This is a genomic window from Pseudomonas sp. CFBP 8770 (assembly GCF_014841705.1).
GTDB lineage: Bacteria > Pseudomonadota > Gammaproteobacteria > Pseudomonadales > Pseudomonadaceae > Aquipseudomonas.
Genome location: NZ_JACYUL010000004.1, coordinates 495,750 through 510,645, shown reverse-complemented (window position 1 = coordinate 510,645; position 14,896 = coordinate 495,750). Strand labels below are relative to the sequence as shown.

At 57.5% G+C, this 14,896-nt stretch carries 11 protein-coding genes, 4 tRNA genes and 1 rRNA gene; all 16 read left to right on the top strand.

Translation table 11 applies throughout. The features are described from left to right. The first annotated feature begins 131 nt into the window (after nt 1-131). The 16 genes from rrf (at nt 132) to rpsL (ending at nt 14,869) form a co-directional block, all read left to right on the top strand. Nucleotides 132-247: ribosomal RNA gene (gene rrf / locus IFT98_RS12140) — 5S ribosomal RNA — on the top strand. Between the two features lie 113 nt (nt 248-360). After that, complete coding sequence (gene birA, locus IFT98_RS12135) at nt 361-1,350, top strand: bifunctional biotin--[acetyl-CoA-carboxylase] ligase/biotin operon repressor BirA (RefSeq protein ID WP_192048846.1); 990 nt, start codon at nt 361-363, stop codon at nt 1,348-1,350. A 2-nt stretch (nt 1,351-1,352) separates the two neighbouring features. Continuing rightward, entirely contained in the window at nt 1,353-1,517 is a 165-nt protein-coding gene (locus IFT98_RS12130; RefSeq protein WP_185795443.1) for a hypothetical protein, read from the top strand. 290 nt (nt 1,518-1,807) lie between these two features. Next, nucleotides 1,808-1,892: transfer RNA gene (locus tag IFT98_RS12125), tRNA-Tyr, on the top strand. Between the two features lie 24 nt (nt 1,893-1,916). Further along, nucleotides 1,917-1,990, top strand: a tRNA-Gly gene (locus IFT98_RS12120). Between the two features lie 26 nt (nt 1,991-2,016). Then, nucleotides 2,017-2,092, top strand: a tRNA-Thr gene (locus IFT98_RS12115). Between the two features lie 209 nt (nt 2,093-2,301). Continuing rightward, nucleotides 2,302-2,377: transfer RNA gene (locus IFT98_RS12110), tRNA-Trp, on the top strand. Nucleotides 2,378-2,422: 45 nt separating this feature from the next. Then, nucleotides 2,423-2,791: a preprotein translocase subunit SecE gene (secE, locus tag IFT98_RS12105; protein WP_122475668.1), complete on the top strand. Its 369-nt coding sequence runs from the start codon at nt 2,423-2,425 to the stop codon at nt 2,789-2,791. Nucleotides 2,792-2,800: 9 nt separating this feature from the next. Further along, nucleotides 2,801-3,334, top strand: a complete 534-nt coding sequence (nusG, locus tag IFT98_RS12100) for a transcription termination/antitermination protein NusG (RefSeq protein WP_010443972.1) — start codon at nt 2,801-2,803, stop codon at nt 3,332-3,334. A 115-nt stretch (nt 3,335-3,449) separates the two neighbouring features. Then, a complete protein-coding gene (gene rplK / locus IFT98_RS12095; protein WP_043192510.1) occupies nt 3,450-3,881 on the top strand; it encodes a 50S ribosomal protein L11 in 432 nt (143 codons plus the stop codon). Continuing rightward, on the top strand, nt 3,881-4,576 hold the full coding sequence (rplA, locus tag IFT98_RS12090; protein WP_043192511.1) for a 50S ribosomal protein L1: 696 nt from the start codon (nt 3,881-3,883) through the stop codon (nt 4,574-4,576). The genes rplK and rplA overlap by 1 nt, the downstream gene beginning before the upstream one ends. A 203-nt stretch (nt 4,577-4,779) precedes the next feature. Further along, nucleotides 4,780-5,280: a 50S ribosomal protein L10 gene (rplJ, locus tag IFT98_RS12085; RefSeq protein ID WP_122475664.1), complete on the top strand. Its 501-nt coding sequence runs from the start codon at nt 4,780-4,782 to the stop codon at nt 5,278-5,280. Between the two features lie 78 nt (nt 5,281-5,358). Beyond that, nucleotides 5,359-5,724 carry a 50S ribosomal protein L7/L12 gene (gene rplL, locus IFT98_RS12080; protein ID WP_122475662.1) on the top strand — a complete coding sequence of 122 codons (366 nt, stop codon included), beginning with the start codon at nt 5,359-5,361 and terminating at the stop codon, nt 5,722-5,724. Between the two features lie 216 nt (nt 5,725-5,940). Next, nucleotides 5,941-10,014 carry a DNA-directed RNA polymerase subunit beta gene (gene rpoB / locus IFT98_RS12075; protein ID WP_122795498.1) on the top strand — a complete coding sequence of 1,358 codons (4,074 nt, stop codon included), beginning with the start codon at nt 5,941-5,943 and terminating at the stop codon, nt 10,012-10,014. A gap of 64 nt (nt 10,015-10,078) precedes the next feature. After that, on the top strand, nt 10,079-14,278 hold the full coding sequence (gene rpoC, locus IFT98_RS12070) for a DNA-directed RNA polymerase subunit beta' (protein ID WP_122714969.1): 4,200 nt from the start codon (nt 10,079-10,081) through the stop codon (nt 14,276-14,278). 219 nt (nt 14,279-14,497) lie between these two features. Continuing rightward, complete coding sequence (gene rpsL / locus IFT98_RS12065) at nt 14,498-14,869, top strand: 30S ribosomal protein S12 (RefSeq protein WP_003186084.1); 372 nt, start codon at nt 14,498-14,500, stop codon at nt 14,867-14,869. Nucleotides 14,870-14,896: the final 27 nt, after the last annotated feature.

Genomic DNA, 14,896 nt, shown 5'->3' with positions numbered 1-14,896 from the left:
TGCGTCGAACGACCAGATTGCGGTGACTGTGGAGATGACACGAACCGAAAGTTCGCAGCAAGACAACCCATAAACATCACATACCCGATTCGCTGGAGTGCCTCCCAAAGGGCATCCTGGCTACAGAATTTCTTGACGACCATAGAGCATTGGAACCACCTGATCCCATCCCGAACTCAGCAGTGAAACGATGCATCGCCGATGGTAGTGTGGGGTTTCCCCATGTGAGAGTAGGTCATCGTCAAGATTCAATTCCGAAACCCCTATCTGCGCGAGCAGGTAGGGGTTTTGTCTTTTTAGCGTTTCAAATCAGTCTCTGCCATCGCTATCATTGCGCCCTACCGAGACGGCGAGTTCGCTATGTCATCATTGCTGGATCTACTGAAAGACGGTCATTTTCACTCGGGCGAAGCGTTGGGCGAGGCCTTGGGGGTCAGTCGCAGTGCTGTGTGGAAACAACTGCAGCAGCTGCAGGCGGAGCTGGACATCGAGGTGCACAAGGTGCGCGGAAAAGGCTATCGCCTGGCCGATCCTGTCTCCGTGCTGTCCAGCGAGGTACTCGCGGCAAGCGCCCCTGCGGGCTGGGAGCTGCGTGTCATGCATAGCGTCGACTCCACCAATGCCGAAGCATTGCGCGCCGTCGCTGACGCATGCCAGATGCCGCTGTTGATCCTGGCAGAGCGGCAAACCGCAGGTAGAGGGCGGCGGGGCAGGCCATGGGTGAGTCCGTATGCGCAAAATCTCTACTACAGCCTGGCGCTGCGTATCGAGGGGGGCATGGCTCGCCTGGAAGGCTTGAGCCTTGTGGTGGGACTTGCGGTGGTCCGAGCGCTGCATGCGCAGGGCGTAGGCGAGGCGAGGCTCAAATGGCCAAACGATATTCTGGTGGGAGAAAAGAAGCTCGCAGGGATACTGCTGGAGCTGGTTGGCGATCCCAGTGATGTATGTCATGTAGTCATCGGTATTGGTATCAACGTGAACATGAGGCAGAACACGGCGGTGGATCGACCCTGGACTTCCGTACGCCTGCAGCGGATGAGCCTGGTTGATCGCAATGAGTTGGTAGTCGAGCTCAATGCTCAGCTTCGCAGTCACCTGGAGCGTCACGCACTGTCGGGGTTCGAGCAGTTGCGTGAGGAGTGGGAGGGGCTGCATGCTTGGCAGGGCAGGGCTGTTGTCCTCAGTGCCGGGTCGAAGGCCATTGAAGGCCGGGTGCTGGGAATAGATGGACAAGGCGGCCTGCGGCTTTGTGTAGATGGCATCGATCAAGTGTTCAGTGGTGGAGAGCTCAGCCTGCGTCTTGTAGAAGACAGCAGGGCGCCCGCTGCGTGTGATTCGAGGGAGGGGTGACAATGCGCTGGCTTGTACTACTGCTGTTGGTTCTCAACGTGTTCTACGCCGGCTGGCACCACCAGGAGCTTCCCGTGCGTCCCAAGGAGCTGGCCCCTCTCTCTACCTACAAAGGTGAGCGGCACCACATCCAGCTGCTGAACGAAAAGCCTGAAACCCAGCGCTGAGCATTCTCCATAGGCAGCACTTGGCGTATTTGCCCGATCGTGCGATGAGCGAACCACCAGTGGTGACAAGGCATACGTTCGGTCTCAATGAATTCAATGACTTAAAACATAAAATAATCTGAGCTGGGGTATTGCCAGGTACGGACGGTTTGCATAGAATGGCGCCCGCTTCACAGCGATGGTGCGAAAGCCCGGCGCTGTGAAACCGCTGTCGATGTAGCTAACCTCAAGATTTTAATGAGAAAAAGCTTGACAGTGAGGTGGCATAGCGTAAAATGCCGCCACGTTAAGGAGGGGTTCCCGAGCGGCCAAAGGGATCAGACTGTAAATCTGACGTCTACGACTTCGAAGGTTCGAATCCTTCTCCCTCCACCATTTTTAGCGTGAGCTGCAAGCTCCGCGGGTATAGTTTAGTGGTAGAACCTCAGCCTTCCAAGCTGATGATGCGGGTTCGATTCCCGCTACCCGCTCCAAGTTTGCTGTTTGTGCATGGTTTCAAGCTCTTGTAGCTCAGTTGGTAGAGCACACCCTTGGTAAGGGTGAGGTCAGCGGTTCAAATCCGCTCAAGAGCTCCATTTTTGCAAGGCAGATATGAAAATATCTGCCTTTGTTTTAATGGTAGATGTGTGTCGCTCCTGTGGGTGTCACGCATCTCTGCTGTTGGCATCTTGGGTTGTGAGGTCTGTGCCAGGGGTGATTGATGTGTCCCTGTGTAACATGCCGGTCCAATCAGGTGTTGAAATAGCTTTCCCGGGTCGGCATAATGTTCGGCCTGATTTGTTTTAGGTCAGTAGCTCAATTGGCAGAGCGACGGTCTCCAAAACCGTAGGTTGGGGGTTCGATTCCCTCCTGACCTGCCAGATTCACTCGGTGTGTCTGGCTTTCTTTTCACAGGATCCTCCTAGATGACTCCCAAGGCTGAAGCCCCAGAATCTCGTTTCGATCTGCTGAAGTGGCTCGTTGTTATCGCTTTGGTTGTGGTTGGCGTGGTTGGTAATCAGTACTACTCCGCGTCGCCGATCCTGTACCGGGTGCTTGCGCTTCTAGCCATTGCCGCTGTGGCCGCCTATGTGGCACTGCAGACTGCCAAAGGCAAGTCGTTCTTCATCCTGGCTAAGGAAGCGCGCACCGAAATACGTAAAGTCGTTTGGCCGACTCGCCAAGAGACCACACAGACCACGCTGATCGTAGTCGCGGTCGTTCTGGTCATGGCGTTGCTGTTGTGGGGGCTCGATTCCCTGCTCGGCTGGCTTGTTTCCTTGATTGTTGGCTAAGGGTGTCCCGTGGCTAAGCGTTGGTACGTTGTGCATGCTTACTCGGGTTACGAGAAGCATGTTATGCGCTCTTTGATCGAGCGTGTAAAGCTGGCTGGTATGGAAGACGGTTTTGGCGAAATTCTCGTCCCCACTGAAGAAGTGGTCGAGATGCGAAATGGCCAAAAGCGTAAAAGCGAACGCAAGTTCTTTCCAGGCTATGTGCTGGTGCAGATGGACATGAACGAAGGTACTTGGCACTTGGTCAAGGACACGCCTCGGGTCATGGGTTTCATCGGCGGCACGGCAGATAAGCCGGCTCCGATCACCGACAAGGAAGCTGAAGCTATCCTGCGTCGCGTTGCTGATGGTAGCGACAAGCCCAAGCCAAAGACGCTGTTCGAGCCGGGCGAAGTGGTTCGCGTAACCGATGGTCCTTTCGCGGATTTCAACGGTACCGTCGAAGAAGTCAATTACGAAAAGAGCCGGATCCAGGTCGCGGTGCTCATTTTCGGTCGCTCTACTCCGGTAGAGCTCGAGTTCAGTCAGGTCGAAAAGGTCTGATTGGAAACGGATCCCATACCCCGCAGGCGTAAGCTGCGGGGTTTTGTCGTCACTGGGATAAAACGCAAGCAACTGGGGAGCCGAAAGGCGCTCGTACCCAATAGTGGAGTAGCTCATGGCTAAGAAAATCACGGCTTACATCAAGCTGCAAGTAAAGGCCGGCCAGGCCAACCCTAGCCCGCCCGTCGGCCCGGCTCTGGGCCAGCACGGCGTGAACATCATGGAATTCTGCAAGGCCTTCAACGCCCGTACCCAGGGTCAAGAAGCCGGCCTGCCGACTCCTGTAATCATCACTGTATACAGTGACCGCAGCTTCACCTTCGAGACCAAAAGCACCCCTGCTTCGGTATTGCTGAAGAAAGCAGCCGGTCTGACCAGCGGCTCGGCTCGTCCGAACACCGTCAAAGTCGGTACCGTGACTCGCGCTCAGCTCGAAGATATCGCAAAAGCCAAGAATGCGGACCTGACTGCCGCTGACATGGAAGCAGCCGTGCGTACCATCGCCGGTTCTGCTCGCTCCATGGGCCTCAACGTGGAGGGTGTGTAATGGCTAAGCTGACCAAGCGCCAAAAAGCTATTGCTTCCAAGATCGAAGCAGGCAAGTTGTACAACTTCGAAGACGCAGCTGCGCTGCTGACCGAACTGTCTACCGTCAAGTTCAGCGAATCCGTTGACGTGGCTGTGAACCTGGGCGTTGACCCACGTAAATCCGACCAGGTCGTACGTAGCGCTACTGTGCTGCCGCACGGCACTGGCAAGACCGTACGGGTTGCCGTGTTCACCCAGGGTCCTGCTGCCGAAGCCGCCCTGGCTGCCGGCGCAGACCGCGTGGGCATGGACGACCTGGCTGCCGAAATGAAAGGCGGCGACCTGAACTATGACGTCGTCATCGCATCCCCGGATGCCATGCGCGTTGTTGGTCAGTTGGGTCAGATCCTCGGTCCACGTGGCCTGATGCCTAACCCGAAAGTCGGTACCGTGACGCCAGACGTCGCCAACGCCGTCAAGAATGCCAAGGCTGGTCAGGTTCGCTACCGCACCGACAAGAACGGCATCATCCACACCTCCGTTGGCAAGGTCGGTTTCGACGCCGTCAAGCTGAAGGAAAACGTTGAAGCCCTGATCGCCGATCTCAAGCGTATCAAGCCGGCTTCCTCGAAAGGTATCTACGTCAAGCGCGTCACCCTGAGCACCACCATGGGCCCAGGTCTGGTCATCGACCAAGGCTCGCTGGACGCGTAAGACTTTGTCGGTGGCGCGGGTGACCGTGCCATTGGCTGAAAAATTGGGGTCCCTGCCTGGCGGGGGCTATCCAAGACCGTAGGCGGCGCAAGCCTTAAACCTCAAGCCTACGCAGATGGTGCTCCCGGTTCCTTACCGAATCAGACACCAAAACGACATCCGGCTTCGGCCAGATGAAACGGTAACAAGCAGGAGTTAAACCCGTGGCAATTAATCTCGAAGACAAGAAGGCCATCGTCGCTGAAGTCAACGAGGCTGCCAAAGCTGCTCTGTCCGCTGTCGTGGCTGATGCCCGTGGTGTGACAGTAGGCGCTATGACCGGACTCCGTAAAGAGGCTCGTGAAGCTGGCGTATACGTACGTGTCGTACGTAACACCCTGCTCAAGCGCGCTGTTGCCGACACTGAATACAGTGTCCTTAACGACGTGTTCACCGGCCCGACCCTGATCGCATTTTCCACCGAACACCCGGGTGCTGCTGCTCGCTTGTTCAAGGAATTCGCCAAGGGTCAGGACAAGTTCGAGATCAAGGCAGCTGCGTTCGAGGGCAAGTTCCTCGCAGCTAACCAAATCGACGTACTGGCAACACTGCCGACCCGTAACGAAGCCATTTCGCAGCTGATGAGCGTGATTCAAGGCGCTACCAGCAAGCTGGCTCGTACTCTGGCCGCAGTTCGCGAGCAAAAAGAAGCTGCTGCAGCCTGAGGCTGAGCATTTTCTCTCGCGCTTTTTTGTTTATTTCGATGGCCGTGTAGGCCGTCCCCCAATTCAGGAAATACAGCAATGTCTATCTCCCAAGACGATATCCTCAACGCCGTAGCTGAAATGTCGGTTCTGCAGGTTGTTGAGCTGATCAAAGCTTTCGAAGAAAAATTCGGCGTTTCTGCTGCCGCTGCTTCTGCTGGCCCAGCTGCTGCTGCAGTTGTTGCTGAAGAGCAAACCGAATTCAACGTCATGCTGCTGGAAGCTGGCGAGAAGAAAGTAAACGTGATCAAGGCAGTTCGTGAACTGACCGGTCTGGGCCTGAAAGAAGCCAAGGCTGTAGTTGACGGCGCTCCTGCCATGGTTCTGGAAGCTGTTGCCAAAGACGCAGCCGACAAAGCCAAAGCAACGCTGGAAGAAGCAGGCGCCAAAGTCGAGCTGAAGTAAGCATCGACCTTGCGTCTCCAGCCCGAGCGTCAAGCGAAAGGCTGATGGCTGGTGGCTCATGCCACCGGCCTTTTTCCGTTACTGGCAGTCGATCAGGTCGACGCCGGCAACGCGCTGTAACCACCCGAGGGTGGCGCAAACCACGGGGTTTGCACGATTTTCTGGCTGCTCCCGTCGGGAGAAGCCACAAGCAGGTGACCAAGCTGGGGAACGCTGATGGCTTACTCATATACTGAGAAAAAACGTATCCGCAAGGACTTTAGCAAGTTGCCGGACGTCATGGACGTACCGTACCTCTTGGCTATCCAGCTGGATTCGTATCGCGAATTCTTGCAGGCGGGCGCGACCAAGGACCAGTTCCGTGATGTCGGTCTGCATGCGGCCTTCAAATCCGTTTTCCCGATCATCAGCTACTCCGGCAACGCTGCTCTGGAGTACGTTGGTTATCGTCTGGGCGAACCGGCCTTTGACGTCAAAGAGTGCGTACTGCGTGGCGTGACCTACGCTGTGCCGCTGCGCGTGAAAGTGCGCCTGATCATTTTCGACAAAGAATCGTCGAACAAAGCGATCAAGGACATCAAGGAGCAGGAAGTCTACATGGGGGAAATCCCCCTGATGACCGAGAACGGTACCTTCGTAATCAACGGTACCGAGCGCGTCATCGTTTCCCAGCTGCACCGTTCGCCTGGTGTGTTCTTCGACCACGACCGTGGCAAGACGCACAGCTCGGGCAAGCTGCTCTATTCGGCCCGTATCATTCCTTACCGTGGCTCCTGGCTGGACTTCGAATTCGATCCGAAAGACTGTGTATTCGTCCGTATCGACCGTCGTCGCAAGCTGCCTGCCTCGGTACTGCTGCGCGCTCTGGGCTACAGCACCGAGCAAGTCCTGGATGCGTTCTACACCACCAACGTATTCCACGTGCAGGGCGAACTGCTCAGCCTGGAACTGGTGCCCCAGCGCCTGCGCGGTGAAATCGCCGTTCTCGATATCCTCGACGAGAAAGGCAAGGTCATTGTCGAGCAAGGCCGTCGTATCACTGCCCGACACATCAACCAGATCGAAAAAGCCAACATCAAGCAGTTGGAAGTCCCGCTGGACTACGTTTTGGGTCGCACCACGGCCAAGGCCATCGTGCATCCGGCGACTGGCGAGATCCTGTGCGAGTGCAACACCGAGCTGACCACCGACCTTCTGCTCAAGATCGCCAAGGCGCAGGTCGTTCGCATCGAAACGTTGTATACCAACGATATCGACTGTGGTCCGTTCATCTCCGATACCTTGAAGATCGACTCCACGGGCAACCAGCTTGAAGCGCTGGTGGAAATCTACCGCATGATGCGTCCAGGCGAGCCTCCAACCAAGGATGCTGCCGAGACCCTGTTCAACAACCTGTTCTTCAGCCCCGAGCGCTATGACCTGTCTGCGGTCGGCCGGATGAAGTTCAACCGTCGTATCGGTCGTACCGAGATCGAAGGTTCGGGTGTTTTGAGCAAGGAAGACATCGTTGCTGTATTGAAGACCCTGGTCGACATCCGCAACGGCAAAGGCATCGTCGATGACATCGACCACTTGGGTAACCGTCGTGTTCGCTGCGTAGGCGAGATGGCCGAGAACCAGTTCCGTGTAGGCCTGGTGCGTGTCGAGCGTGCGGTCAAGGAACGCCTGTCGATGGCTGAAAGCGAAGGCTTGATGCCGCAGGACCTGATCAACGCCAAGCCCGTTGCTGCCGCGGTGAAAGAGTTCTTCGGTTCCAGCCAGTTGTCGCAGTTCATGGACCAGAACAACCCGCTGTCCGAGATCACCCACAAGCGCCGCGTCTCCGCACTCGGCCCTGGTGGCCTGACCCGTGAACGCGCAGGCTTCGAAGTGCGTGACGTTCACCCGACGCACTACGGTCGCGTGTGCCCGATCGAAACGCCTGAAGGTCCGAACATCGGTCTGATCAACTCTCTGGCGGCCTATGCGCGCACCAACCAGTACGGCTTCCTGGAAAGCCCGTACCGTGTGGTGAAGGACGCTCTGGTCACTGACGAGATCGTTTTCCTGTCCGCCATCGAAGAAGCCGATCATGTGATCGCTCAGGCCTCGGCCACGATGAACGACAAGAAAGTCCTGATCGACGAGCTGGTTGCAGTGCGTCACTTGAACGAATTCACCGTCAAGGCGCCGGAAGACGTCACCCTGATGGACGTTTCGCCCAAGCAGGTTGTTTCGGTAGCAGCATCGCTGATTCCGTTCCTCGAGCACGACGACGCCAACCGTGCGTTGATGGGTTCGAACATGCAGCGTCAGGCTGTACCGACCCTGCGTGCCGACAAGCCGCTGGTAGGTACCGGCATGGAGCGCAACGTTGCCCGTGACTCCGGCGTCTGCGTCGTGGCTCGTCGTGGTGGTGTGATCGACTCCGTCGATGCAAGCCGTATCGTGGTCCGGGTTGCCGATGACGAAGTCGAGACTGGCGAAGCCGGTGTCGACATCTACAACCTGACCAAATACACCCGCTCGAACCAGAACACCTGCATCAACCAGCGTCCGCTGGTGAACAAAGGTGACGTGGTTCAGCGCAGCGACATCATGGCCGACGGCCCGTCCACCGACATGGGTGAACTGGCGCTGGGTCAGAACATGCGCATTGCGTTCATGGCGTGGAACGGCTTCAACTTCGAAGACTCCATCTGCCTGTCCGAGCGTGTGGTTCAGGAAGACCGCTTCACCACGATCCACATCCAGGAACTGACCTGCGTGGCCCGTGACACCAAGCTTGGCCCAGAGGAAATCACTGCCGACATCCCGAACGTGGGTGAAGCGGCGCTGAACAAGCTGGACGAAGCCGGTATCGTTTACGTAGGTGCTGAAGTCGGCGCCGGCGACATCCTGGTCGGCAAGGTCACTCCGAAAGGCGAGACCCAGCTGACTCCGGAAGAAAAACTGCTGCGTGCGATCTTCGGCGAGAAGGCCAGCGACGTTAAGGACACTTCCCTGCGCGTGCCTACCGGCACCAAGGGTACCGTCATCGACGTACAGGTCTTCACCCGTGACGGTGTCGAGCGTGATGCTCGTGCACTGTCGATCGAGAAGAGCCAGCTGGACGAAATCCGCAAGGACCTGAACGAAGAGTTCCGCATCGTCGAAGGCGCAACCTTCGAACGTCTGCGCTCGGCTCTGATGGGGCAGATCGTCGAAGGCGGTGCTGGCCTGAAGAAAGGCACCGAGGTCACCCACGAGGTCCTCGACGGCCTGGAACATGGCCAGTGGTTCAAACTGCGCATGGCCGAAGACGCGCTGAACGAGCAGCTCGAGAAGGCCCAGGCCTATATCGTCGATCGTCGCCGTCTGCTGGACGACAAGTTCGAAGACAAGAAGCGCAAGCTGCAGCAAGGCGATGACTTGGCTCCGGGCGTGCTGAAGATCGTCAAGGTCTACCTGGCCATCCGCCGTCGCATCCAGCCGGGTGACAAGATGGCCGGTCGTCACGGTAACAAGGGTGTGGTCTCGGTGATCATGCCTGTCGAGGACATGCCGCACGACGCCAACGGTACGCCGGTGGACGTGGTACTCAACCCTCTGGGTGTACCGTCGCGCATGAACGTTGGTCAGATTCTCGAAACCCACCTGGGCCTAGCGGCCAAGGGGCTGGGCGAGAAGATCAACACCATGCTCGAAGAGCAGCGTAAGGTAGCTGATCTGCGCAAGTTCCTGACCGAGATCTACAACGAGATCGGTGGTCGTCAAGAGCAGCTGGAAACCTTCTCCGATCAGGAAATCCTGGATCTGGCGAAGAATCTCAAGGGCGGCGTTCCAATGGCCACCCCGGTGTTCGACGGCGCCAAGGAAAGCGAAATCAAGGCCATGCTGAAACTGGCAGACATGCCGGAGAGCGGCCAGATGCAGCTGTTCGACGGACGTACCGGCAACAAGTTCGAGCGCCCGGTCACCGTTGGCTACATGTACATGCTGAAGCTGAACCACTTGGTGGACGACAAGATGCACGCGCGTTCCACTGGTTCCTACAGCCTGGTTACCCAGCAGCCGCTGGGTGGCAAGGCGCAGTTCGGTGGTCAGCGTTTCGGGGAGATGGAAGTGTGGGCGCTGGAAGCATACGGCGCGGCATACACCCTGCAAGAAATGCTCACAGTTAAGTCGGACGATGTGAACGGCCGTACCAAGATGTACAAGAACATCGTGGACGGCGATCACCGTATGGAGCCGGGCATGCCCGAGTCCTTCAACGTGCTGATCAAAGAGATTCGTTCTCTGGGTATCGACATCGATCTGGAAACCGAATAACACGTGACGCGAATCGGGAGTGGACGTCTACCGTCCACTCCCTGCTCCGCCAGGAGGAAAGGCCTTGAAAGACCTACTGAATTTGCTGAAAAACCAGGGTCAAGTCGAAGAGTTCGATGCGATCCGTATCGGCCTCGCGTCGCCTGAGATGATCCGTTCGTGGTCCTTCGGTGAAGTTAAAAAGCCGGAAACCATCAACTACCGTACGTTCAAGCCCGAGCGTGACGGCTTGTTCTGCGCCAAGATCTTTGGCCCGGTCAAGGACTACGAGTGCCTGTGCGGCAAGTACAAGCGCTTGAAGCACCGTGGCGTGATCTGCGAGAAGTGCGGCGTCGAAGTGGCACTGGCCAAGGTTCGCCGCGAGCGCATGGCTCACATCGAACTGGCTTCGCCAGTCGCCCACATCTGGTTCCTGAAGTCGCTGCCGTCCCGTATCGGTCTGCTGATGGACATGACACTGCGTGATATCGAACGCGTTCTCTACTTCGAGAGCTATGTCGTTATCGACCCGGGCATGACCACCCTTGAAAAGGGCCAGCTGCTGAACGACGAGCAGTACTTCGAAGCACTCGAAGAGTTCGGCGACGATTTCGATGCCCGCATGGGTGCCGAAGCCGTTCGTGAGCTGCTGCACGCCATTGACCTGGAACACGAGATTGGCCGCCTGCGCGAAGAGATTCCGCAGACCAACTCGGAAACCAAGATCAAGAAGCTGTCCAAGCGCCTGAAGTTGATGGAGGCCTTCCAGGGCTCCGGCAACCTGCCTGAGTGGATGGTGTTGACCGTTCTGCCGGTTCTGCCGCCAGACCTGCGTCCACTGGTTCCGCTGGATGGCGGTCGCTTTGCGACTTCCGACCTCAACGATCTGTATCGTCGAGTGATCAACCGCAACAACCGTTTGAAGCGCCTGCTGGATCTGTCGGCTCCCGATATCATCGTGCGCAACGAAAAGCGCATGCTGCAGGAAGCTGTGGATGCACTGCTCGACAACGGTCGCCGCGGTCGTGCCATTACCGGTTCGAACAAGCGTCCTCTGAAATCCCTGGCTGACATGATCAAGGGTAAGCAGGGTCGTTTCCGTCAGAACCTGCTCGGCAAGCGCGTCGACTACTCGGGTCGTTCGGTTATTACCGTAGGCCCGACCCTGCGCCTCCACCAGTGTGGTCTTCCGAAGAAGATGGCTCTGGAACTGTTCAAGCCGTTCATTTTCGGCAAGCTGGAAATGCGTGGTCTGGCGACCACCATCAAGGCCGCCAAGAAGATGGTCGAGCGCGAGCTGCCGGAAGTATGGGACGTTCTCGCCGAAGTGATTCGCGAACACCCCGTGCTGCTCAACCGTGCACCGACCCTTCACCGTCTGGGTATCCAGGCGTTTGAACCAGTACTGATCGAAGGCAAGGCTATCCAGCTGCACCCTCTGGTCTGTGCTGCGTACAACGCCGACTTCGACGGCGACCAGATGGCGGTCCACGTACCGTTGACCCTGGAAGCCCAGCTCGAAGCCCGTGCGCTGATGATGTCGACCAACAACATCCTGTCGCCAGCCAACGGTGAGCCGATCATCGTTCCATCGCAGGACGTTGTACTGGGTCTGTACTACATGACCCGCGAAGCGATCAACGCCAAAGGCGAAGGCCGGATTTTCGCCGACCTGCAGGAAGTGGACCGCGTATTCCGCGCCGGCGAAGCAGCTCTGCACGCCAAGATCAAGGTTCGTATCAACGAAACCGTGAACGATCGTGACGGCGGCAGCGTGAGCGGTACCCGTATCGTCGACACTACTGTCGGCCGTGCGCTACTGTTCCAGGTTGTGCCGAAGGGCCTGTCGTTCGACGTCGTCAACTTGCCGATGAAGAAGAAGGCAATCTCCAAGCTGATCAACCAGTGCTATCGCGTGGTTGGTCTGAAAGAGACTGTGATCTTCGCTGACCAGTTGATGTACACCGGTTTCGCCTATTCGACGATCTCGGGTGTTTCCATCGGTGTTAACGACTTCGTTATCCCGGATGAGAAAGCTCGCATCATCGGTACCGCGACCGACGAAGTGAAAGAGATCGAGAGCCAGTATGCTTCCGGCCTGGTAACCCAGGGCGAGAAGTACAACAAGGTGATCGACCTTTGGTCCAAGGCCAACGACGAAGTGTCCAAGGCAATGATGTCGAACCTCTCGAAAGAGAAGGTCATCGATCGTCATGGCAACGAAGTGGACCAGGAATCGTTCAACTCGATGTACATGATGGCTGACTCCGGTGCTCGGGGTTCGGCTGCTCAGATTCGCCAGCTGGCCGGTATGCGTGGCCTGATGGCCAAGCCGGACGGCTCGATCATCGAGACGCCGATTACCGCGAACTTCCGTGAAGGCTTGAGCGTACTTCAGTACTTCATCTCGACTCACGGTGCTCGTAAGGGTCTGGCGGATACCGCGTTGAAGACAGCTAACTCCGGTTATCTGACTCGCCGTCTGGTTGACGTTGCACAGGATCTGGTCGTTACTGAAGTCGACTGCGGTACCGAGCACGGCCTGCTGATGACGCCGCACATCGAAGGCGGTGACGTCGTCGAGCCGTTGGGTGAGCGCGTTCTGGGTCGAGTGATCGCCCGCGACGTGTTCAAGCCTGGCACCGACGAGGTGATCGTTCCAGGCGGTACGCTGGTGGACGAGAAGTGGGTTGAATTCATCGAGCTCAACAGCATCGACGAAGTCATCGTGCGTTCGCCGATCAGCTGCGAAACCCGTTACGGTATCTGCGCCAAGTGCTACGGCCGTGATCTGGCTCGCGGTCACCAGGTGAACATCGGTGAAGCGGTCGGCGTTATCGCCGCCCAGTCCATCGGTGAGCCGGGTACCCAGCTGACCATGCGTACGTTCCACATCGGTGGTGCGGCAAGCCGGACCTCGGCGGCCGACAGCGTCCAGGTGAAGAACGGCGGTACTGTCCGCCTGCATAACCTCAAGCACGTCGAGCGTCTGGACGGCAACCTGGTTGCAGTATCGCGTTCGGGCGAGTTGGCGATCGCCGACGAGTTCGGTCGTGAGCGCGAACGTTACAAGCTGCCATACGGTGCAGTGATTTCGGTGAAGGAAGGCGACAAGGTCGACGCTGGCGCTATCGTGGCCAAGTGGGACCCGCACACTCACCCTATCGTTACCGAGATGAAAGGTACCGTGACCTACGTGGGCATGGAAGAAGGCATCACGATCAAGCGTCAGACAGACGAATTGACCGGCCTGACCAACATCGAAGTGCTCGATGCCAAGGACCGTCCAGCTGCGGGCAAGGAAATTCGCCCAGCCGTTAAGATGGTTGGTGTCGACGGCAAGGATCTGCTGTTGCCAGGTACCGACGTACCGGCCCAGTACTTCCTGCCAGCCAACGCCCTGGTCGGCGTGGCGGATGGTGCGCAAGTGGGTGTGGGTGACGTTATCGCCCGTATTCCACAGGAAACTTCGAAGACTCGCGACATCACCGGTGGTCTGCCGCGTGTTGCCGACTTGTTCGAAGCGCGTCGTCCGAAGGAAGCTTCGATCCTGGCGGAAGTCAGCGGTACCATCGCTTTCGGCAAGGAAACCAAAGGCAAGCGCCGCTTGGTCATTACGCCGAACGACGGCACCGATCCGTATGAAGAGCTAATTCCGAAGTGGCGTCACCTGAACGTCTTCGAAGGCGAACAAGTGAACCGCGGCGAAGTCATCTCCGACGGTCCGAGCGATCCGCACGATATCCTGCGTTTGCTGGGTGTGAGTGCGCTGGCCAAGTACATCGTCAACGAGATTCAAGACGTGTACCGTCTGCAGGGCGTGAAGATCAACGACAAGCACATCGAGACGATTCTTCGTCAGATGCTGCGCAAGGTTGAAATCTCCGAGTCCGGCGACAGCAGCTTCATCAAGGGCGACCAGATGGAGTTGACCCATGTACTGGGTGAAAACGAGCGACTGAGTGCGGACGAGAAATTCGTTTCGAAATTCACTCGCGTGCTGCTGGGTATCACCAAGGCGTCGTTGTCCACCGAATCGTTCATCTCGGCGGCTTCCTTCCAGGAAACCACCCGAGTGCTGACCGAAGCGGCAGTCACCGGCAAGCGCGACTACCTGCGCGGCCTGAAAGAGAACGTGGTCGTGGGTCGTCTGATCCCGGCTGGTACCGGTCTGGCGTATCACAGCGAGCGCAAGCGTCGCCGTGAACTCGACAAACCGACTCGCGTCAGCGCCAGTGAAGTGGAAGCTGCGTTGACCGAAGCGCTGAACTCAAGCGGTAATTGAGACCAGCGGTAGTGATGACGGGGCCCTGGTAGCCCTTGCCAACTCCGCAACGACACAAAATGTCGCAGCGGAGTTGGCAGGGGAGGCCGGGGCCTTGTCTTGACTGGGGACGAGATCCTCTTTAGACTCTTGTACCCCTAAATTTGGCGGGATTGATTCCTGCCATTTTTGCTTTTCTTGCAAGACAATAGCGTCGCAAGACAACAGTGGAGCTAGTAGATGGCAACTATCAACCAGCTGGTACGTCAGCCGCGCAAGCGTATCGTCGAGAAATCCGACGTGCCTGCGCTGCAGAACTGCCCGCAACGTCGTGGCGTGTGTACCCGTGTGTACACCACCACGCCGAAAAAACCTAACTCGGCACTGCGTAAAGTATGCCGCGTGCGCCTGACCAACGGTTTCGAGGTTTCCTCGTACATCGGCGGTGAAGGCCACAACCTGCAGGAGCACAGCGTGGTACTGATCCGCGGCGGTCGTGTAAAAGACTTGCCAGGTGTTCGTTATCACACCGTTCGCGGCTCCCTGGATACCTCCGGCGTCAAAGGTCGTAACCAAGGTCGTTCGAAGTACGGTACCAAGCGTCCGAAGTAATCGGCGTTTGCACACTGCAGTTATCTA

Coding starts and splice junctions, on each gene's coding strand:
- rplA (WP_043192511.1), top strand. CDS start 3,881: ATGGCTAAGCTGACCAAGCGCCAAAAAGCTATTGCTTCCAAGATCGAA.
- rplL (WP_122475662.1), top strand. CDS start 5,359: ATGTCTATCTCCCAAGACGATATCCTCAACGCCGTAGCTGAAATGTCG.
- secE (WP_122475668.1), top strand. CDS start 2,423: ATGACTCCCAAGGCTGAAGCCCCAGAATCTCGTTTCGATCTGCTGAAG.
- rpsL (WP_003186084.1), top strand. CDS start 14,498: ATGGCAACTATCAACCAGCTGGTACGTCAGCCGCGCAAGCGTATCGTC.
- birA (WP_192048846.1), top strand. CDS start 361: ATGTCATCATTGCTGGATCTACTGAAAGACGGTCATTTTCACTCGGGC.
- IFT98_RS12130 (WP_185795443.1), top strand. CDS start 1,353: ATGCGCTGGCTTGTACTACTGCTGTTGGTTCTCAACGTGTTCTACGCC.
- rpoB (WP_122795498.1), top strand. CDS start 5,941: ATGGCTTACTCATATACTGAGAAAAAACGTATCCGCAAGGACTTTAGC.
- rplK (WP_043192510.1), top strand. CDS start 3,450: ATGGCTAAGAAAATCACGGCTTACATCAAGCTGCAAGTAAAGGCCGGC.